This is a genomic window from Aurantimonas sp. C2-5-R2 (genome assembly GCF_036549495.1).
In the GTDB taxonomy this organism is placed as follows: Bacteria; Pseudomonadota; Alphaproteobacteria; order Rhizobiales; family Rhizobiaceae; genus Aurantimonas; species Aurantimonas coralicida_A.
Window position 1 is genome coordinate 1 of sequence record NZ_JAZHLJ010000069.1, and the last position, 18,362, is coordinate 18,362.

Genomic DNA, 18,362 nt, shown 5'->3' on the forward strand with positions numbered 1-18,362 from the left:
ACGACTGCGCCGACCGCAGCGGGGTTATATTCGGGAGAGTGGCAGCACCCTACATGTTGTGGGTATGGGCGTTAAGCGGATAGGCACGCATTAAAGTTCAGTCGCTCACTATCGGCGTGTTTTGTTACTTTTCTCTGATTTTCGTTGAACAAATGTCACCGGATGCGAACAACGTGATCGATTCGAGAGTGCCTTGCCTTTATGGCGCCGGCTGGTAGAGCTTGCTGGCGAGTCCGCGGCAACACGGCGCCCGATCGTGATGCTTGCGGATCGGACCCGTGACGGTCGCTGCCAAGCCTCGTATCGGCGCCGGATGGTCGCCTCTTACTGTCGATCAGCCGAAGGTTTCCATGTTTCCCAAGCCCGTCGCCGTCGCCGCGCCCAACAGTCTCGAATTCGAAACCCGGCCTCTGGTGAAGCCCACCGGCTTTCGCGAATATGATGCGCGCTGGTGGCTCGGTCGGCCCGGTGATCCCAAGGCTCCCGAGCTGAACCTCATGGGCGTGACCGCTCTGGGAATGGGACTGGCCAGGCTGATCGTCGAACGGGGTATTCCCCGCGATATCGTCGTCGGCCATGACTTCCGCGAATACAGCCTGGCGATCAAGACCGCGCTGACGGCCGGCCTGCTGGCGGGCGGCGCCAAGGTGCATGACATTGGCCTGGCGCTGTCGCCGATGGCCTATTTTGCCCAGTTCGCGCTGAACTGCCAATCGGTCGCCATGGTCACCGCGTCGCATAACGAAAATGGCTGGACCGGGGTGAAGATGGGCTGCGAGCGCCCGCTGACCTTCGGTCCGGACGAGATGGCGCGGCTGCGCGACATCGTTCTCTCCGGAGATTTCAGGGGCGAGGGTGGCGGTTCCTATCGATATGTCGAGGACTTTCCTAAGCGCTATGCCGACGACCTCGTCGCCGGGCATGCGATCAAGCGCAAACTGAAGGTCGTCGCGGCCTGCGGCAACGGCACGGCCGGTCCCTTCGCGCCGGACGTCTTGCGGCGGATCGGCTGCGAGGTGATCGAACTCGACACCAACCTCGATCATTCCTTCCCGCGCTACAATCCGAATCCGGAGGACATGGAGATGCTCCATGCGATCCGCGACGCGGTGCTGGAGCACGGCGCTGATGTCGGCTTCGGCTTCGACGGCGATGGCGACCGTTGCGGCATCGTCGACAATGAAGGCCGGGAGATCTTCGCCGACAAGATCGGCGTGATGCTGGCGCGGGATTTGTCCTCCATCTATCCGAACGCGCAATTCGTCGTCGATGTGAAGTCGACCGGCCTGTTCATGACCGACCCGGTCCTGAACGAGCGGGGCGCGACGACCGACTACTGGAAGACCGGACATTCCTATATCAAACGCCGGGTAAACGAGTTGTCGGCGATCGCCGGCTTCGAGAAATCCGGCCATTTCTTCTTCAACACGCCGATCGGCCGCGGTTATGACGATGGTCTGATGACCGCGATTGCCGTCGCCGAAATGCTCGATCGCAATCCGAAGAAATCGATGGCTGATCTTTATCGCGATCTGCCGCTGACCTACGGCTCGCCGACCATGTCGCCGCATTGCCCCGACGAGGTGAAATACGGCGTCATCGACCGTGTCGTCGCCGAGATCGCGGCGATGCACGCGTCCGGAGAACCGCTCGCCGGCCAGCCGATCGCCGATATTGTCACGGTCAATGGCGTTCGGGTGACGGCGGAAGACGGCACCTGGGGTCTCGTCCGTGCTTCCTCCAACAAGCCGGAGCTCGTGGTCGTGGTCGAGAGCCCGGTGTCGGAGGCGCGCAAGCGCGAGATGTTCGAGGCGGTGGACACGATCCTGCGGCGAAATGGAGAGGTCGGTGCCTACAACCAGACGCTTTAAATGCCGTCGCGCACGGTGCGCCGGGGGGCGTTCGTGCGGGTGACATCGCTTTGCAGCAGGCACGGGGCGTAAGGTGATAAGCAGCGTTGATACAGCCCTTCTCGTCGCCGCGGTCCGCGCCGGCATGGCCGCGATTGTGGCACGGGGGGCGGATCCGAAGGGCGTCGACCACAAGGACGACGCATCCCCGGTGACCGACGCCGATCGGGCGGCCGAGCATGCCATCACCGGGCTGATTGAAGCCGCCTGTTCCGTTCCCATCGTCGCTGAGGAGCGCTTCGCGGCGGGTGAGATTCCGTCCGTCGGGCGGAACTTCCTGCTGGTCGATCCCCTCGACGGCACTAGGAGCTATATCGCGGGCAAACCCGACTACACCGTCAATGTCGCGCTGATCGAGGACGGGATGCCGGTCTTCGGCTGTGTCGGCGTCCCGGCGACCGGCGAGATCTATTATGGCGGGAGGGATCGACCCGCGATGGTCGAGCGGGACGGAGCCATGCTGCCGCTGCGGGGCCGCCAACCCGGTCGGCGGCTGGATGTCGTCGCCAGCCGCGATCATCTGTCCGAGGCGACGCGGCACTATATCGCCGGACTCGACCTCGGCGAGAGGCGGTCTGTCGGCTCGTCGCTGAAATTCTGTTTGCTGGCGGAAGGGGGCGCCGATCTCTATCCGTGCCTCGGCCGCACCATGCAGTGGGATACGGCGGCGGGGGACGCTGTGCTGCGCGCCGCCGGCGGCCTGACCGCCACGCTGGACGGGGCGCCCCTTCGCTACGGCCGCACCGGATTGCCGGACGAGGACATCTTCGCCAATCCGCATTTCATCGCCGTCGCCGACCCGGGCGTTCTCGAGCGACCGGGTGTCGTTCGGCGCGGGGGCTCCTGATCAATAGGCGCCTTCGGTCTTCAAGAGGCTGATCGGCGTCATCATCAGGATGTAGAGGTCGAGCAGGATCGACCAGTTCTCGATATAGTAGAGATCGTGCTCGAAGCGCTTCTGCAGCTTGTCGGGCTGGTCGATTTCGCCGCGCCACCCCTTGATCTGCGCCCAGCCGGTGATCCCGGGCTTGACCTTGTGCCGGCCGAAATAGCCCTCGACGATCTCGACGAAGGTCTCGTTGCCGCTGGAAATCGCGTGGACCGCGTGCGGGCGCGGCCCGACCAGCGAGAGGTCGCCGCGCAGAACGTTGATCAGCTGCGGCAGCTCGTCGATCGATGTCCTGCGGATGAACCGTCCGACCCGCGTTACCCGCTTGTCGTTCTTGGTGACGATCTGCTTGGCGAGCGGATCGGACATTTCATGGAAGAGCGATCGGAACTTGAAGATTTCGACGATCTGGTTGTTGAAGCCGTGGCGCTTCTGGCGGAACAGGACTGGCCCCTTCGAATTCAGTTTGATGGCGATGGCGGTGGCCAGGAAAACCGGCGAGAGAGCGATCAGCGCGAGCGTGGCGAAGCACAGGTCGAAGACGCGTTTGGCGATCCAGTCCCAGTCAGCCAGTGGGCGGTCGAAGATGTCGATCAGCGGCACTTGGCCAACGAAGGAATAGGTGCGCGGGCGAAACCGCAGCTGCGCCGAGTGCGCCGACAGGCGGATGTCCAGCGGCAGGACCCACAATTGCTTGAGCAGCGACAACACGCGCTGTTCGGCCAACAGCGGGAGCGTGACGATCAGCATGTCGATCCGCGTCAGCCGGGCGAATTCGACCAGCTCGGTCACGGTGCCGAGTTTGGGATAACCGGCGACGATCGGCGGCGACCGATCGTTGTCGCGGTCGTCGAAGATGCCGCAGATGCGGATGTCGCTGTCAGGCTGGATTTCCAGGTTGCGGATCAGATTCTCGGCTTCCTTGCCGCCGCCGACGATGACCGCGCGCCGCTCCATGCGGCCATTGCGGGCCCAGCGGCGGATGTTAGCGCGCAGCACCAGCCGCGCCAGAACAAGGCTGCCAGAGCCCACGACGAACCAGGTTCCGAACCAGACGCGGGAATACGCCGCGTCGTTATAGAGAAAGAACAGCACGACGCTGAGCAGCGAGAGCGCCGCACCCCAAGCCGCGATGACACGCCAGAGTTGTATGAAGCGACCCTTGAGGATGCTGAGTTCGTAGCCGTCCGCAAGGTTGATCGCGACGATACCGATGGCTGCCCCGGCAAAAGACAAGACTATGTAGGAAAGCCGGAGAGGGCTGGAAAGGCCGACATACTGGACAAAGACCAGCAGTCCGACGCTGGCAAGGAGGACGAATTCGATCCCCCGCCAGATGCCGGACAGCATCCGCGGCGTGATGAAGTCGTCCTGATACTGCCTGGCGGCACGCGCCGCCAATGCGTTGATCTCGACGGGAGCGGTCGAGGCCGGTGACGGAAACGCCCGCACGATTTCACGGTCAAACGGCAGACCGCTCTCGAAATTTGCCATCCTGTCTCGCTTCCCGCTCGGTCGGCCCGCACCCCAACACAGGCGCTCCCTCGAGCCGGCGAATATAGTGCGAAAGGGCTAAGATTTGCTTGAGCGGGTCCGGGGCATTCGAGTGAAGGGGGCGGGTACGCGTGACTTTCATCCCGCTTCTCGTGACGGGTCGGACAGGCCCGACCCGCATGACATGTCCGGCGAAGTCGTTGACCGATGCTCTAGAACCACCGCTCACGAATGTAGAGCGTGTCGCCGGGCAGGATCGGATCGGAGGTCAGCACCCGGCCGGTGAGGACGCGGCCGCCGACCTGCCGGGTGATGTCGACCGATTCCTGCTCGCCGCGCGGGGTGAAGCCCCCGGCGATGGCCACCGCCTTCTGGACGGTCATGCCGGGAACATAGGTGTATTGGCCACCGGTGGTCACTTCGCCCATGATGAAGAACGGACGGTACTGTTCCACCTGCACGGTGATGTCGGGATCCTTGAGATAGCCGTCGCGCAGGTGATTGGCCAGCTCTCGCTCAAGCTGTTTGGTGGTGCGACCGCGTGCCGGCACCGATCCCACCAGCGGAAAGGCGACATAGCCGGCCTTGTCGACCGGATAGGTGCTGGTGAGCCCAGTCTGTTCGAACACCGTGACCCGCACCACGTCGCCGCTGTCGAGGTGGTAGGGCTCGTTCAGTGCCGCGTGAAAGGCCGGCGGCACGGGCTTGTAGGACGCGCAGCCGGCAAGCAGCGCGAGCGTTGTGGCGATCAGTGCCAGCGTCGGTTTGTGCATGGCTGCTTTTCCCGTGGCGATCCCATGCCGGCGGGCAGGGCGGCATCTTGTCCGATGTTATAAGCCCGTTAGGGTTAATCGTCGGTAAAGCCGCCGGCGGGTTTCAGCACAGCGCGGGCCTCGCGCCTTAACCACGCGGTTACCGGGGCAGGTCAGGATGCGATCGATGCCGTCCGTGCGGAGTAAAATGTTGGGCCGATTTCCGCCATTGTCTTTTTCGGGACCGCGATGCCATCATCTCGCGACGGATGACGCCGAATTCCCTGTGTTACACGGCGGTCAGTCGGGGTGTGCGAGGCGATGAGCGAGGCGCGAACCGGGACGGGCGAGGTGGTCACGGCGGGCGAACTTGTCGCCGGAATTCGTCACGGCGCGATCCGTCGACTGGTCGTGCTGTCGACCTGGAACGACCAACAGCATATCGGCGGCGTCGAGATCGTCCGGCGTCTGACCGCCAGCGGGCTCACATCCGTGCTGATCGATCTGACCCGCGAGGATCGCGTTGCCGCGGCGATGGGCCTGCGGCCCGATTGCGAGGGCTTTGCCGCCCTTGCGGAAGGGCTTTCCTCGCTCACCGACGTCATCCACCGCGATCACTTCACCCGCGCCCATGTGGTTCCCTCCGCCGGTTACGACATGCGGTTGGCGGACGGGGCGAAGCTGGCGGATCTGCGACTGTTCCTGGCCGCCTTCGCCGAAGCCTACGAATGCACGGTGACCGAATACGATAGGGACGCGATCGATCGCCTGCCGGTCATCCTCGATGAGGAAACCGCTCTCGTCATCGCCGGGCCGCCGGGCGTGGACGCCCGCTCGGACGATCTCGTCGATGCGTTGCGTGCGATCGGCGTCGAGGATCTGCTGTTCATGGAGTCGAGCCGTCTGGCGACGGGGGCAGCCGGATAGGCGGGCGAACCGTCGTTATCGGCGCGGCGCCGATTCCATCCATTTGATGACGAGCATCGCCGGAACTACCCAGAGAATCCCGCTGAAAAGGAAATAGGCGAGATGAACCCAACCGCTCGACTCTGCCAGGTACAGGCTGGCAAAAGCGGTGGCGACGATGGCGTAGACGACGACGAGCGTGATCAGGATGACCGCCCCGACGAGTTTCTTGATCCTGATCGGCATGTCGCGCTTTCCAAATTGCAGCCCGACAACGGAAGGCTGGTTCTCGGGCGAACGGGTTATCTATGGCCGTTTCGGCCGCGTAATTCCAGCCGGGCGGCTGCGACCTTCCCGCACTTGATCGCGCCGGACTTTCGGTGCAATGGCATGCGGCATGACGATCCTGGCCCACTCCGATAGCGCGCCGTTCGCGGCGAACCCGACCACGCGCCACCGGGCGGCCATCCGTCTCTGGCTCTATGCGGTCGCGGCGCTGGTCTTCGCGCTGGTCGTGGTGGGCGGCGCCACGCGTCTCACCGACTCGGGCCTGTCCATCACGGAATGGAAGCCGATCCACGGGATCATTCCGCCTCTCTCGGCGGCGGAATGGCAGGAGGAATTCGAGCTCTACAAACGCATTCCCCAGTATCAGGAAATCAATCGGGGAATGAGCCTCGATGCCTTCAAGACGATCTTCTGGTGGGAGTGGGCGCATCGCTTCCTAGCCCGGGCGGTCGGCTTCGTCTTCGCGGTGCCGCTCGCCTTTTTCTGGCTGACCGGCCGCATCGAGCCGTTCCTGAAACCGAGGCTCCTGGGCATTCTCGGTCTTGGCGCGCTGCAAGGCGGCGTCGGCTGGTGGATGGTGGCCTCGGGCCTCAGCGTCAGGACCGATGTCAGCCAATATCGGCTGGCGACGCATCTGATCATCGCCTGCTTGATCTTCGCGGCGACGATCTGGGTGGCGCGGGGTCTCGCTCCGAAACGCTACGAGGCGCCGCCGTCGCGCGCCTCCGCGACGGTCGCGGGTATCATCGTGGTGGCCGCCTTGGCGCAGATATACCTGGGCGCGCTGGTGGCGGGGCTGAATGCCGGTTTCACCTTCAACACCTGGCCGCTGATGGACGGCGCGCTGGTGCCGGACGGTCTTTTCGTCATGCAGCCAGCATGGCGCAATTTCTTCGAGAACGTCATGACCGTGCAGTTCATCCACCGGATGGGCGCCTATGTCCTTCTCGTGATCGTCGCGCTCCACGCCATCGCCGCGTACGCGCAGGCGCCGGGGACGCGCCATGCCAGACGCGCCGTCGCGCTGTTCGTTTTGGTGCTGGCGCAAGCCGCCATTGGCGTTGTGACGCTGCTCCTCGCCGTGCCGATCAGCTGGGGGTTGATCCACCAGGCCGGCGGCATGGTGGTTCTGGCGGCCGCCGTCGTCCATGCGCGGGCGTTGAAGGGCGAATATCAAGCGCCGGCGCTATCAGATTGATATGGTTCGCTTCGCGGAGCGTTAACCCACCGCATGCCCAGGTTCATCGAGGTGATTGAGGTGGACCCTGATGGATCTCGCGATACAGTCGAATGGAGGTCAGCTTTCCAAGGCTGAACTGGTCAGTGCGCTGAGCTACGCGCTCGACCTGACCGAAGGCCAGCCGGAAGGCCACGGTATCCGTTGCTGTTGGATCGGAATGAATGTCGGGCAAGAACTCGGCCTGTCCGACGCCGAGATGAGCGATCTCTATTACACGCTCCTGCTCAAGGACATCGGCTGCAGCAGCAATGCGGCGCGCATCTGCCAGCTGTTTTTGACCGACGATATCGCGTTCAAGCGCGGCATCAAGATCGTCGATGACAGCCTGCCGCAGGTGCTTCGCTTCGTTCTCCAGCATACCGGGTTGAAGGCCAACCTCGCCGAGCGGTTCCGGGCGATGGTGGCTGCGCTGGCCCAGGGTGAGAAAGTCGGTCGCGAACTGATCGAAACGCGCTGTCATCGCGGTGCGGACATCGTGCGGCAGATGCGGTTTTCCGAAGCCGTTGCGACCGGGATTCTCCATCTCGACGAGCACTGGGACGGGAAGGGGCAACCCAGAGGTCTCACCGGCACCGGGATTTCCCTGTTCGGACGGATCGCCCTGCTGGCTCAGGTGGTCGACGTGTTCCATACCAGCGCCGATGCGGATTTCGCCCTGAAAGAGGTGGAAAAGCGCAGCGGACGCTGGTTCGATCCCGATCTTGTCGCCGCATTCGGGACAGTTGCGGCGCGGAAATCCTTTTGGTCGACCCTGGCTTCGCCACGGCTGGACACGACGGTGATCGCCTTGGCCCCCCGGCACGACACGGAATTCGTCGATGAGGATTTCCTCGACAGCGTCGCCGAGGCATTCGCCAGGTCGTCGATTCCAAGAGCCCGTTCACACACGGTCACAGCGAGCGGGTGGCGCTGTTCACCGATCTTATCGCCGTTGAGCTCGGCCTCGATGCCGAGCACAGACGCTATCTCAAACGGGCGGCGCTGCTGCATGACATCGGCAAGCTGAGTGTGTCGAACCAGGTGCTGGACAAGCCTGGAAAGCTGGACGACGAGGAATGGATCGCCATCAAGCGCCATCCCGCCTTCAGCGAAGAAATCCTTGCCCGCGTCAGCGTGTTTCAGGATCTTGCCCGGATCTCCGGCGCTCATCACGAGCGTCTGGACGGCAAGGGCTATCCGCGCGGCTTGAAGGGCGACGCAATCTGCTTCGATACCCGCATCCTGACGACCGCCGACATCTTCGACGCGATGACGGCTGACCGGCCCTATCGCAAGGCGATGCCGGTATCGATAGCGCTGGATATCATGCGGGCCGATGTCGGGACGGCGATCGACGCGCGCTGTTTTCAGGCGCTGGAGGCGGTCGTCGCAAGCTTCGAGGGCGCCGTCGGGAGCCCTCAGCCAGACTGAGACGAGCGCTTTGGCGCAAAAGACCTTAAGGAAATAACGGAAGCTGCGCGATGCCCGTCGTCTCCTCGATCCCGTAAGCGACATTGAAGTTCTGGATGGCCTGTCCCGCTGATCCCTTCACCAGATTGTCGAGGGTCGAGATCACGATCGCCCGCCCGGGAATGCGGTCCGGCACGACGTTGACGACCACGTAGTTCGAGCCGCGCACCATCTGCGTCTGCGGCAGGACACCTTCGTCGGCTACCGTCACGAAGGTCTCGCTAGCATAGGTTTCGACGAGGCGCTGACGCAGATCGCGGACGGTCGCCCCATCCGTCAACCGGACGTAGCTCGTGCAGAGCTCCCCCCGGCTCATCGGGATGAGATGCGGCGTGAAATTGACCCGAAGATCGGCGATGCCGGCGGCGGCGCCGATTTCCTGCTCGATCTCGGCCATATGCCGATGTTTGCCGACCGCGTAAGGGGACAGGCCTTCACCGGCCTCGCAGAACAGCGTGTTCTCCTTCAGGCTCCGCCCAGCGCCCGAAACGCCCGACTTGGCGTCGATGACGATGTCGGACACGTCGATCATCGCCGCCTTGGCCAGCGGCACCAGTGCCAGGAGCACCGCCGTCGGATAGCAGCCGGGGCAGGCGATCAGCCGGGCCTCGCGAAGGGCGTCGCGATTGAGTTCGGTCAGACCGTAGACCGCCTCGCCCTGAATGTCGGTCGCCATGTGGTCGAGCCCGTACCACTCCTTGTAGACAGCCGGGTCGCGCAGCCGGAAATCGGCCGACATGTCGATGATCTTCGTCTTCGGGTGCTTTTCGAAGATGTCCTTGGTGATCGCCTGGGTCGTCCCGTGGGGCAGACCGCAGAACACAGCATCCACCTCGTTCCAGGGGGCGTCCTCGATGGTCACCAGATCGGGCAGATCGATATGCGACAGATGCCGGAAGACCTCCCGCATCGGCTTGCCGGCGTGACTGTTGGCCGTCAGGACGGCGATTTCCATCGCCGGATGACGGGCGGCCAGGCGCACCAGATCCGCGCCGGTATAGCCACTCGCGCCGAGCACTCCGATCCTGATCTTGTCGGCCATCCTGACTCACCTCGATGTTTTCACGCCCGTTCGCGCGGGCGGAACCGCCCACGTCGATTGTCTCGACGGTTTAGCTGAATTCCTGATCACGTCCAGACCGCGAGCCGGCGTGACGGTTCGACGAGGTTGGCGCTTTGCTCGCGAACAGGCTCACACGGCGAGCGCCGCCGCCAGTTTTTCGACGATGAAGTCTTGCGTGTCTTCAGCCAGATAGGCGTGCATGGGCAGGCTGATGACGTCCCGAGACAAGGCGTCCGAGACCTTCAGTTCGCGGCCGACGACGGGAAAGGACCGGTAGGCCGTCTGGCGATGCAGCGGTTTGGGATAGTAGATCGCCGTCGGCACGCCGGCCTCTCGCAGGCTTGCTGCAACCGTCGCCCGGTCGGTCCGGTCAGGCAGGCGAATGGTATATTGCGCCCAGGTCGAGGTGGCGTCGCGCAGGAGCCTCTGCGGCGTGACGATATTGGAGAGTTTCTGCGCATAGCGGGCCGCGATCCGTCCGCGGGCCGCGATCTCATCGGGAAAGATGGCCAGTTTCTCCAACAGGATCGCTGCCTGAAGCGTGTCCATCCGGCCGTTCATGCCGATGCGGATGTTGTCGTATTTGTCCTCGAAATTCTGGCCATGGACCCGCAGCGACGCCATGATCGCGGCAAGCTCCTCGTCGTCGGTCTGGACGGCGCCGCCATCGCCGTAGCAACCGAGCGGTTTGGCCGGGAAGAAGCTGGTCGACACGACATGCGACCAGTGGCTCGACAGTTCTCCGTCGATCGTCGCGCCGTAGCCTTGCGCCGCATCGGATATGAGCTTCAGCCCGTGGGCGTCGGCGATATCCCGGATGGCCGGATAGTCCGCCGGCTGGCCGAACAGATCCACCGCGATGATCGCCTTCGGGACGAGGTCGCCCGCCGCTTTCGCCTCGGCGATGGCGGCCTCGAGGCTCGCCGGGTCCATGTTGAAGGTCTCAGGATCGACATCGACGAAATACGGCGTCGCGCCGAACCAGGCGACGACCTCGGCGGTCGAGGCAAAGGTGAAGCTCGGACAGAACACCGCATCGCCGGGCCGGATGCCCCAAGCCATCAACGGCAGCGCCAGCGCGTCGGTGCCGGAGGCGCAGGACAGCGTGTGCGTCATCTGGCCGAAGCGCGACAACGCCGCCTCCAATTCGCGGATCTCCGGACCCATGACGAAGGCGCCGTGATCGAGCACCGAGGCCATGCGGCGGTCGATCTTATCGCGAATCCTGTCGCGTTGTGTGGCGAGGTCGATGAAGGGGATGCTTTGGGTCATGGGCCTGATCTGAAAAGGAATCGCCCGTCGGCCGGGCGTTTGCGGTGGTGCTCGAAAAGCCGGTGACTGGCCATTCAAAATTCATGTCAGCGTCTTACGCGGGGCTTCGTATGGCGACGAAAATTCGGCGAAGCCATGGCCGACGCCGACGTCCGGGTTATCCCGCGTGCTGTTCCGCCAGGATGCCGAGGACGTACATGGCGACGGTGGCGCCGGCAATCGCCGTGACGTCGCTATGATCATAGGGTGGCGATACTTCGACGACGTCGGCGCCGACGATCGGAAGCTTCCTCAAATGATGGAGGACGGCGAGCATCTTGGCGCTCGACGGTCCACCGGCGACCGGGGTGCCGGTTCCCGGCGCAAAGGCCGCGTCGAGACAGTCGATGTCGAAGGTCAGATAGGCCTTCGCCCCCCGCGTTCGCTCGTAAATGCGCTCCGCGATGGCCGCGCTCGTCATCTCCTCGACCGCGTCGCCATAAAGGATGTCGATACCGCAATCCTCGGGCGCGTGGGTGCGGATCCCAACCTGAATCGACGTTGCCGGATCGATGAGATCGGCCTCCACTGCCGCTTTGACGAAGGAGCCGTGATCGACGCGCGGCGCGCCGTCGGAGCCGGTGGCGACCGGCCAGGTATCCTGATGGGCGTCGAATTGGATCAGCGACAGTTTGCCGTGGCGGGCGACATGGGCCTGAAGCAGCGGAAAGGTGATCGAGTGATCGCCGCCCAGCGTCAACAGGAAGCCGGTCTTCTCAAGCAGCGAAGCGGCTTCCGTTCGGATCGCCGCGTGGGCGGTTTCCGGCAGGCGGTAATCGAGGCGGCAGTCGCCATAGTCGACGACGCGCATCGTGTCGAACAGGTCGCGATGGAACGGATATTGCGGATCGTTGTCGAAGATCGCCGAGGCGCGTCTGAGCGCCTGCGGGCCGAAGCGGGCGCCGGGCCGGTTGGAGACCGCCGCGTCGAAAGGCACGCCCCAGACGGTCACGTCTGTCGCCTCGACCGCCTTGGTGAACCGCCGCCGCATGAAGGACAGCGCGCCGGCATAGGTCGGGTCGCCGGCGGCGCTCGTCAAATCGTTACCCGCGAATGCGTGGTCGATGCTGTCGCCGGCCATTCGTTGGTTTCTCCGCTTGCCTGAGGGTGGCGCTTGCGCCCGCCGTCGCAGGATGTTCACTCGGCTGGCGATATGGGGTCGCGGCCGGCGATTTCGAGCCCGAAGGCGCGAGAGCTCTCAGCCTGACAAAGAGCTCTTGCCCACGGAATGCTGCGTAGCGTCAGGGGTCGGCGGTCATCCGGCTGGTGAAGCGAAGGCCGACCACGGCGATCCAGGCCAGCAGCCAGGCCTGCTTTTCCCGGTCGAAGAAGAAGCTCTCCAACGCCGCGTTGAGCAGCATGAAACCCAGCACCATGACGAAGAAATCGGCTAGGCGCCGGTTTTCGACGTCCGGCCGGCATCGCGCATAGTCGACAAGCGGAAAAACCAGAATGACGAGGAGAACGATGGCGACCGCCGGCCAGCCGAGCTGCAACACGACGTCGAGGTAGCTGTTGTGGGCGTTGGCCGCGCCGCGCATGTCCCAATCCAGCTCGAACGGCTTCTCGGCGAATTCGACATAGGAGGTCGTCCAGAAATTCTCGTAGCCATGCCCGGTCCAGGGCAGGGGGGCGGCGAGATCGAGCGCGAATTGCCAAAGATCGGTACGGCCCGTGAAGGTCGTTCCCGGGATCAGACTATGCAGGATATCGCCGAAGAACGGCACGATCACAGCGCCAAGAGTCAATGCCAGCATCCCGGCCACCGCCAGGAAAAGGGCGAGCGCCGTTCGTCCACGCCCCAGCAGGACAGGGCCAAGAAGCGCCATCGCGGCGATTAGCGGCACCAGAGCCAGCGAGGTCTTCGAGCCGGTCTTGAAGAGGAAGACCAGCCCGAGCACCGTCAGGGCGGCGCCGACCAGGGGCCGGCCGCTGCGCACGACGTAAATGCCGGCGAAGACGATCACCGCCATCACCGGTCCGGTGATGTTCTTGTGCGCGTAGATGCCGCGCCAGAGACCGGCATGCTCGGCTTCCACCTCGGCGGCGGTATGGATGGCGCGGTCGGGGATCATGATCACGCCGGCGTAGCTCAGCGCGAGCACCGCGCCGCAGGCGAGGATCAGCGCCGTGCGAAAGCCGCGCGCGTCGGGCGGCAACGTCAAGACTCCGGTGGCCGCCAGCATCGTGGAGAAGGTAAACAGCATGGCCCGCACGCCGGTCGGGGGCCAACCGGCGCCCCACAGCGACAAAGGCAACGGCAGCAGCAGTAGCAGCCACCACGGATTGAGCAGGTGCTTGAGGATGCGCGGATCGGTGACCACGACATGCGTGCCGAGAACGAAGGCGGCGAGCAGCGAATAGCCGACGCGATTGAGGATCACGCCGTCGCCCGTGGCGATATTGGTGGGAAACGGATTGAAGGAAACCAGCAATGCCGTCAGCACAGCCGCCGCGGCCAATACGCGGACCAGACGGAGGAGATCGGCCCTTGTGCCTTGCCGTTGGTGGCGAGAAACGACCGGCTCGAAGCTGGTTTGTATCGACACGGTGCCTTTCCGATCCCACTCTTCGACAGACGCGGCCCTGACAGGCGCGATGCCGTTTGTTTCCAGAGTGTTATCGGTCAATGGGGCGCCCCCGCCAAATCCTTCGTTAAGAGTTGGTTAAGCATAAAATTTAGCGCAATCTTTACGCTTTCGCCGCTCCGACCAACGAAAAAGCCGCCGGGCGAACCCGGCGGCTTTGCTGATGCGAGGGGCGACGCGCGGTCGCCGGAGCGCTTGATCAGCGCTTGGAGAACTGGAACGACCGGCGGGCCTTGGCCTTGCCGTACTTCTTGCGCTCGACCACGCGCGAGTCACGGGTCAGGAAGCCGCCCTTCTTCAAGACCGAGCGCAGGCCCGGCTCGTAACAGGTCAGCGCCTTGGAAATGCCGTGGCGCACCGCGCCGGCCTGCCCCGAAAGACCGCCGCCGGCGACCGTGGCGACGATGTCGAACTGGCCGTCGCGGCTGGCCGCGACGATCGGCTGGCGCAGCACCATCTGCAGCACCGGACGGGCGAAATAGGTGGCGAAATCACGCTCGTTGATCGTGATCTTGCCGGTGCCGGGCTTGATCCAGACGCGGGCGACCGCGTCCTTGCGCTTGCCGGTGGCGTAAGCGCGGCCGAACTGGTCGAGCTTTTGAACGTAAACCGGCGCTTCGGGCTGGACCGAGGCTTCGGCCGAGCCGAGTTCTTCGAGCGAAGAGAGCTGGGACATTATGCGGCCCTCGTGTTTTTGGAGTTCATTGCCGCGACGTCGAGCGTCTCGGGGTTCTGCGCGACGTGCGGGTGCTCGGCACCGGCATAAACGCGCAGGTTCTTCAACTGCTGGCGTCCGAGCGGGCCGCGCGGCAGCATGCGTTCGATCGCCTTTTCGACGACGCGCTCGGGAAAGCGGCCCTCGAGGATCTCGCGCGCCTTGCGCTCCTTGATGCCGCCGGGATAGCCGGTGTGCCAGTAATACGTTTTGTTGGCGTATTTTTTGCCGGTCAGGACGATCTTGTCGGCGTTGACGATGATGATGTTATCGCCATCGTCCACATGCGGGGTGAAGGTCGGCTTATGCTTGCCACGAAGGCGAAGCGCGACGATGGAAGCGAGGCGGCCGACGACGAGCCCTTCGGCGTCGATCAGAATCCACTTCTTCTCCACCGTCTCGGACTTCTGCGAGAAGGTTTTCATGGGTTGCCCCTGGGTGTTGGTGAGCATCGAGGCAAACCTTCGCAGGTCGCCCTAAGAAAAGAGCGACCCACGGCCGCTCCTCATGCGGCGTGACATACGGCGCGATGACGTCGCTGTCAACGCGAAAACGTACCGACCGATGATCCCGTATGCCCTGATAGGCAGGGGATCAAGCGTTAGTGGTATTATGTTACCGTGTCTTATTTACGTTCCGTCCCGGCCTGGCGCGGCGGAATCGAATAGGTGGCGACCGCATGGGCGAGCACGTCGTTGCCGTCCGCGTCTTGGCTTTCATTGGTCATCGCGACCTCGACCACGGCGAGGCGCTGGCCGAGCTTGAGAATGCGGGCGCTGCCGATCAGCGGGCCGGGCTTCGGCTTGCGCAGGAAATTGATCGAGAGATTCGTCGTGACCGCGTGGGCGACCGGGCCGATATGAGCGAGAACCGCCACATAGGCCGCGACATCGGCAAGGGTGAACAGCGTCGGGCCGGACACGGTGCCACCGGGGCGAAGGTGGCGATCGTCGGCAAGCAGCCGCATCGTCAGCTGGCCGGGCTCCAGCGCGACGATCGAAAAGCCGCCGTCACGGCCGCCGAGCTGCGGAAACTCGCTTTCAAGGAACGTATCAAGCGCCTCGATTGTCATGATCGGTTGCAACCGGCGTCTCCCATCGGGTGTCGTTCGCTTGTCGGTCCTTCCGATGGCACGAAGCGGCGCCATGATCTAGATAGGGCCGGGGCATCGGCCGGCTGACGCCCCTTCCTGTGAACAAGAGGACCGGGCATGGCAGACATTTTCGAACTCAATGATACGCGGACCCATCCGGTGGACGTCCAGCGCGCGCCGGGGCTCACCCGGATCGTGTTGTCGAGCCCGCCGGCCAACGCCCTGTCGATGGCGATGATGGAGGCGATCCTGTCGGCCCTGCGGGACGCGGCGGAGGACAAATCCAACCGCGTCGTGGTCATCGCCGCCGAGGGCAAGATCTTTTCGGCCGGGCACGATTTGAAGGAACTTACCGCCAGGCGCGGCGACGCCGATCGCGGCCGCGCCTTCTTCGCGACGACCATGCACAAATGCTCCGAGCTGATGCAGGCGATCGTCCGCCATCCGACGCCGGTGATCGCCGAGGTGGGCGGACTCGCGACGGCGGCCGGCTGCCAGCTCGTTGCCTCCTGCGATCTCGCCATCGCCTCGGAGGAGGCGCATTTCTGCACGCCGGGCGTCAATATCGGCCTGTTCTGCTCGACGCCGATGGTGGCGCTGTCGCGCAATCTGACCCGCAAGCACGCCATGGAAATGCTGCTCACCGGCGAGACGATCGACGCGCGCACCGCCCGCGAATTCGGTCTGATCAACCGGGTCGTGCCGCCGGAATATCTCGGCACCATCGTCGGCAAATACGCCACCACCATCGCCTCGAAATCGCCGGTGACGGTGAAGATCGGCAAGGAGGCTTTCTACAAGCAGGCCGAGATGGGGCTCGCCGACGCCTACGACTATGCCGCCAGCGTCATGACCGAGAACATGCTCGCCCGCGATGCCGAGGAGGGGATCGGGGCATTTCTGGAAAAGCGCAAACCCGAATGGACCGGCGAATGAGCGCTGCCCTGCTCACCTATTCCGACGCGACGATCCGCGACATTCTCGACCGTGTGAAGACCATCGCGCTGGTCGGCGCCAGCGCCAAGACCGTGCGGCCGTCCTATTTCGTGCTGAAATACCTGCTGGCCAAAGGCTACCGCGTCATTCCGGTCAATCCGGGCCTGGCCGGTCAGGATCTGCTCGGCCAGCGCTGCTACGCCGATCTGAAGAGCATTCCAGAGCCGATCGATATGGTCGACATCTTTCGCGGCTCCGACGCCGTGCCGGGGATCGTCGACGAAGCGCTGGCGCTCGATCCGAAGCCGAAGGTGATCTGGATGCAGCTCGGCATCCGCCATGAGGAGGCCGCGGCAAGAGCCGAGGCTGCGGGGCTCACCGTCGTCATGGATCGCTGCCCGAAGATCGAATATGCGCGCCTGTCCGGCGAGATCGGCTGGAACGGCATCAATTCGCGGGTGATCTCGTCGAAAAAGCCGGTGATGGGCAAGGGCTACCAGAGCTTTGGGCTGAACCCGCGGCGGTAGCGGGGGAGGGGCGACCTCTTCGCCCGGCTAGGGTGCCGCGCAGAGTTCCTGGTTTCTAGATGGAAGCGTCGATAACAATGGCAATCTTTGACAATCATTGCCATCTTGCTTCATGTTCCTGAAAATGGTTCGAAGGCTCATTCATGGCCACAATGAACGTCTCGCTGCCTGATCCGATGAAGGCCTGGGTGGAACGTCAGACGGAAGACGGGCGCTACAGCAACGCCAGCGATTATGTGCGCGACCTGATCCGGCGGGACCAGGACCGCCAGAATGCGATCGACGAACTGCAGGCGCTGGTGACGGAAGGTCTGGAAAGCGGGCCTGCCCGGCCTTTCGACTTCAAAGGTTTCCTCAGGGCGATGCGTGAGGACGATGCCGGCCGGTAGGCTGGCCGAATACCGGCTGACGCCACAAAAGCGGAGGCCGACGTCGGCAGCATCTGGCGCTACACGGCGCGAACATGGTCGGTCGACCAAGCCGAAGCCTATGTGGCGAGCTTCGAGAGCAGCTTCCACTTGCTTCTGGGTACCCCGGAGATCGCGCGGGAACAAGCGGCAGGCAGGCTGCCGAGATCAGCCGGGCACAGCGATGCGGTTCTCAAGCTGTTTCAGCTAATCGCTCTCCGGTGGCTGTATTGATTCTGTTCGTTCGGGATTTTCTGGAGCAGCATTCTCTTCAGGTGCGGCTGCGAACTGAAAATGAGAGCTCCTCTGTGCTAAAGCTCCATCCAACCAGTCGTCATAAAAGGCAGCGTGGGCATTGATAAAGGAGCTGTTCGATTGTTCGATCTCCTCACGAGAACGCTTCTGAGGTCGTAAGCCTGCCATTTGCGCCTCCATTAGCATGCCTATTATCGGTGATATCCTCTTAACGAAGTGTGCACCATCATCAATGATTCTCCCACGAATAAAGTTGCCGGAGCTGATCTTTGGTTTCGTTGCGCCGATCGGTACGGACATCGCGCCGGTCGTCTCGTCTTTTCGCGACCACCTTCAACGGAAAGGCTATCATGTCATCGAATTGAAGGTGACGGACATTTTCCAATTGTTGCGGAATTATATTCCGCCTGAGCGCACGCTCAAGCGAACACCTCTGCACGAGCGGTATTCTAGGCTCAGGACCTATTAATTTCTCTTGATCTGTGATTCAGGGTTTCCGTCAAGGAGGTTCTGATGGCTGGTTTGTTTTTGCTGAGCGA

Annotated in this window: 19 protein-coding genes and 1 pseudogene; 9 read left to right on the plus strand and 11 right to left on the minus strand. The window is 63.4% G+C overall.

Annotated elements, in window-relative coordinates:
• Positions 1–350 precede the first annotated feature (350 nt).
• Both VQ044_RS19865 and VQ044_RS19870 read left to right on the plus strand, forming a co-directional pair.
• The gene (locus VQ044_RS19865; protein ID WP_327649071.1) at positions 351–1,871 is read left to right on the plus strand and encodes a phosphomannomutase/phosphoglucomutase; all 1,521 of its coding nucleotides are present in this window, start codon (positions 351–353) and stop codon (positions 1,869–1,871) included.
• A 73-nt stretch (positions 1,872–1,944) separates the two neighbouring features.
• Entirely contained in the window at positions 1,945–2,757 is an 813-nt protein-coding gene (locus VQ044_RS19870) for a 3'(2'),5'-bisphosphate nucleotidase CysQ family protein (RefSeq protein ID WP_327649069.1), read from the plus strand.
• Here VQ044_RS19870 and VQ044_RS19875 read toward each other — a convergent pair whose 3' ends face one another.
• Together VQ044_RS19875 and VQ044_RS19880 are read right to left on the minus strand one after the other, a co-directional pair.
• The gene (locus VQ044_RS19875; protein WP_327649068.1) at positions 2,758–4,293 is read right to left on the minus strand and encodes an undecaprenyl-phosphate glucose phosphotransferase; all 1,536 of its coding nucleotides are present in this window, start codon (positions 4,291–4,293) and stop codon (positions 2,758–2,760) included.
• A 212-nt stretch (positions 4,294–4,505) separates the two neighbouring features.
• Positions 4,506–5,066 (minus strand): polysaccharide biosynthesis/export family protein, encoded by a 561-nt coding sequence (locus VQ044_RS19880; protein WP_327623963.1) that lies wholly within the window; start codon positions 5,064–5,066, stop codon positions 4,506–4,508.
• Positions 5,067–5,366: 300 nt separating this feature from the next.
• Here VQ044_RS19880 and VQ044_RS19885 point away from each other — a divergent pair, with 300 nt between their 5' ends.
• Positions 5,367–5,972, plus strand: coding sequence for a hypothetical protein (locus VQ044_RS19885; RefSeq protein ID WP_327623962.1), 606 nt, complete (start codon positions 5,367–5,369; stop codon positions 5,970–5,972).
• A 15-nt stretch (positions 5,973–5,987) separates the two neighbouring features.
• Here VQ044_RS19885 and VQ044_RS19890 read toward each other — a convergent pair whose 3' ends face one another.
• Positions 5,988–6,197, minus strand: coding sequence for a DUF2842 domain-containing protein (locus VQ044_RS19890; RefSeq protein ID WP_327649067.1), 210 nt, complete (start codon positions 6,195–6,197; stop codon positions 5,988–5,990).
• 151 nt (positions 6,198–6,348) lie between these two features.
• Here VQ044_RS19890 and VQ044_RS19895 point away from each other — a divergent pair, with 151 nt between their 5' ends.
• Both VQ044_RS19895 and VQ044_RS19900 read left to right on the plus strand, forming a co-directional pair.
• Entirely contained in the window at positions 6,349–7,437 is a 1,089-nt protein-coding gene (locus VQ044_RS19895; RefSeq protein WP_327649066.1) for a COX15/CtaA family protein, read from the plus strand.
• Between the two features lie 70 nt (positions 7,438–7,507).
• Positions 7,508–8,889: pseudogene (locus VQ044_RS19900) on the plus strand (HD-GYP domain-containing protein).
• A 25-nt stretch (positions 8,890–8,914) separates the two neighbouring features.
• Here VQ044_RS19900 and argC read toward each other — a convergent pair.
• From argC to VQ044_RS19935, 7 genes are all read right to left on the minus strand, one after another.
• Positions 8,915–9,970 (minus strand): N-acetyl-gamma-glutamyl-phosphate reductase, encoded by a 1,056-nt coding sequence (gene argC, locus VQ044_RS19905; protein ID WP_327649064.1) that lies wholly within the window; start codon positions 9,968–9,970, stop codon positions 8,915–8,917.
• A gap of 150 nt (positions 9,971–10,120) precedes the next feature.
• Entirely contained in the window at positions 10,121–11,263 is a 1,143-nt protein-coding gene (locus VQ044_RS19910; protein WP_327649062.1) for a DegT/DnrJ/EryC1/StrS family aminotransferase, read from the minus strand.
• 157 nt (positions 11,264–11,420) lie between these two features.
• Positions 11,421–12,383 (minus strand): agmatinase, encoded by a 963-nt coding sequence (gene speB / locus VQ044_RS19915; RefSeq protein ID WP_327649061.1) that lies wholly within the window; start codon positions 12,381–12,383, stop codon positions 11,421–11,423.
• Between the two features lie 160 nt (positions 12,384–12,543).
• Positions 12,544–13,851, minus strand: coding sequence for an O-antigen ligase family protein (locus tag VQ044_RS19920; RefSeq protein WP_327649059.1), 1,308 nt, complete (start codon positions 13,849–13,851; stop codon positions 12,544–12,546).
• Between the two features lie 238 nt (positions 13,852–14,089).
• On the minus strand, positions 14,090–14,566 hold the full coding sequence (gene rpsI / locus VQ044_RS19925; protein ID WP_442872972.1) for a 30S ribosomal protein S9: 477 nt from the start codon (positions 14,564–14,566) through the stop codon (positions 14,090–14,092).
• On the minus strand, positions 14,566–15,030 hold the full coding sequence (gene rplM, locus VQ044_RS19930; RefSeq protein ID WP_327624030.1) for a 50S ribosomal protein L13: 465 nt from the start codon (positions 15,028–15,030) through the stop codon (positions 14,566–14,568). The genes rpsI and rplM overlap by 1 nt, the downstream gene beginning before the upstream one ends.
• Before the next feature lie 200 nt (positions 15,031–15,230).
• Positions 15,231–15,677 carry a PaaI family thioesterase gene (locus tag VQ044_RS19935; RefSeq protein ID WP_327624029.1) on the minus strand — a complete coding sequence of 149 codons (447 nt, stop codon included), beginning with the start codon at positions 15,675–15,677 and terminating at the stop codon, positions 15,231–15,233.
• Positions 15,678–15,815: 138 nt separating this feature from the next.
• Between VQ044_RS19935 and VQ044_RS19940 the strand changes: the two genes are divergently transcribed.
• From VQ044_RS19940 to VQ044_RS25835, 4 genes are all read left to right on the plus strand, one after another.
• Positions 15,816–16,634 carry an enoyl-CoA hydratase gene (locus tag VQ044_RS19940; RefSeq protein WP_327649057.1) on the plus strand — a complete coding sequence of 273 codons (819 nt, stop codon included), beginning with the start codon at positions 15,816–15,818 and terminating at the stop codon, positions 16,632–16,634.
• On the plus strand, positions 16,631–17,161 hold the full coding sequence (locus tag VQ044_RS19945; protein WP_327649055.1) for a CoA-binding protein: 531 nt from the start codon (positions 16,631–16,633) through the stop codon (positions 17,159–17,161). The genes VQ044_RS19940 and VQ044_RS19945 overlap by 4 nt, the downstream gene beginning before the upstream one ends.
• A 143-nt stretch (positions 17,162–17,304) precedes the next feature.
• Entirely contained in the window at positions 17,305–17,550 is a 246-nt protein-coding gene (locus VQ044_RS19950) for a type II toxin-antitoxin system ParD family antitoxin (RefSeq protein WP_327649053.1), read from the plus strand.
• Positions 17,551–17,559: 9 nt separating this feature from the next.
• Positions 17,560–17,802 carry a type II toxin-antitoxin system RelE/ParE family toxin gene (locus VQ044_RS25835; RefSeq protein ID WP_442872973.1) on the plus strand — a complete coding sequence of 81 codons (243 nt, stop codon included), beginning with the start codon at positions 17,560–17,562 and terminating at the stop codon, positions 17,800–17,802.
• Here the strand turns inward: VQ044_RS25835 and VQ044_RS19955 are convergent.
• Complete coding sequence (locus tag VQ044_RS19955) at positions 17,776–18,123, minus strand: hypothetical protein (protein WP_327649052.1); 348 nt, start codon at positions 18,121–18,123, stop codon at positions 17,776–17,778. The two genes, VQ044_RS25835 and VQ044_RS19955, sit on opposite strands and share 27 nt — an antisense overlap.
• Positions 18,124–18,362 lie beyond the last annotated feature (239 nt).

Coding starts and splice junctions, on each gene's coding strand:
- VQ044_RS19885 (WP_327623962.1), top strand. CDS start 5,367: ATGAGCGAGGCGCGAACCGGGACGGGCGAGGTGGTCACGGCGGGCGAA.
- VQ044_RS19880 (WP_327623963.1), bottom strand. CDS start 5,066: ATGCACAAACCGACGCTGGCACTGATCGCCACAACGCTCGCGCTGCTT.
- VQ044_RS19890 (WP_327649067.1), bottom strand. CDS start 6,197: ATGCCGATCAGGATCAAGAAACTCGTCGGGGCGGTCATCCTGATCACG.
- VQ044_RS19910 (WP_327649062.1), bottom strand. CDS start 11,263: ATGACCCAAAGCATCCCCTTCATCGACCTCGCCACACAACGCGACAGG.
- VQ044_RS19950 (WP_327649053.1), top strand. CDS start 17,305: ATGGCCACAATGAACGTCTCGCTGCCTGATCCGATGAAGGCCTGGGTG.
- VQ044_RS19875 (WP_327649068.1), bottom strand. CDS start 4,293: ATGGCAAATTTCGAGAGCGGTCTGCCGTTTGACCGTGAAATCGTGCGG.
- VQ044_RS19895 (WP_327649066.1), top strand. CDS start 6,349: ATGACGATCCTGGCCCACTCCGATAGCGCGCCGTTCGCGGCGAACCCG.
- rplM (WP_327624030.1), bottom strand. CDS start 15,030: ATGAAAACCTTCTCGCAGAAGTCCGAGACGGTGGAGAAGAAGTGGATT.
- VQ044_RS19935 (WP_327624029.1), bottom strand. CDS start 15,677: ATGACAATCGAGGCGCTTGATACGTTCCTTGAAAGCGAGTTTCCGCAG.
- rpsI (WP_442872972.1), bottom strand. CDS start 14,566: ATGTCCCAGCTCTCTTCGCTCGAAGAACTCGGCTCGGCCGAAGCCTCG.
- argC (WP_327649064.1), bottom strand. CDS start 9,970: ATGGCCGACAAGATCAGGATCGGAGTGCTCGGCGCGAGTGGCTATACC.
- VQ044_RS19945 (WP_327649055.1), top strand. CDS start 16,631: ATGAGCGCTGCCCTGCTCACCTATTCCGACGCGACGATCCGCGACATT.
- VQ044_RS19865 (WP_327649071.1), top strand. CDS start 351: ATGTTTCCCAAGCCCGTCGCCGTCGCCGCGCCCAACAGTCTCGAATTC.
- VQ044_RS19955 (WP_327649052.1), bottom strand. CDS start 18,123: ATGTCCGTACCGATCGGCGCAACGAAACCAAAGATCAGCTCCGGCAAC.
- speB (WP_327649061.1), bottom strand. CDS start 12,383: ATGGCCGGCGACAGCATCGACCACGCATTCGCGGGTAACGATTTGACG.
- VQ044_RS19940 (WP_327649057.1), top strand. CDS start 15,816: ATGGCAGACATTTTCGAACTCAATGATACGCGGACCCATCCGGTGGAC.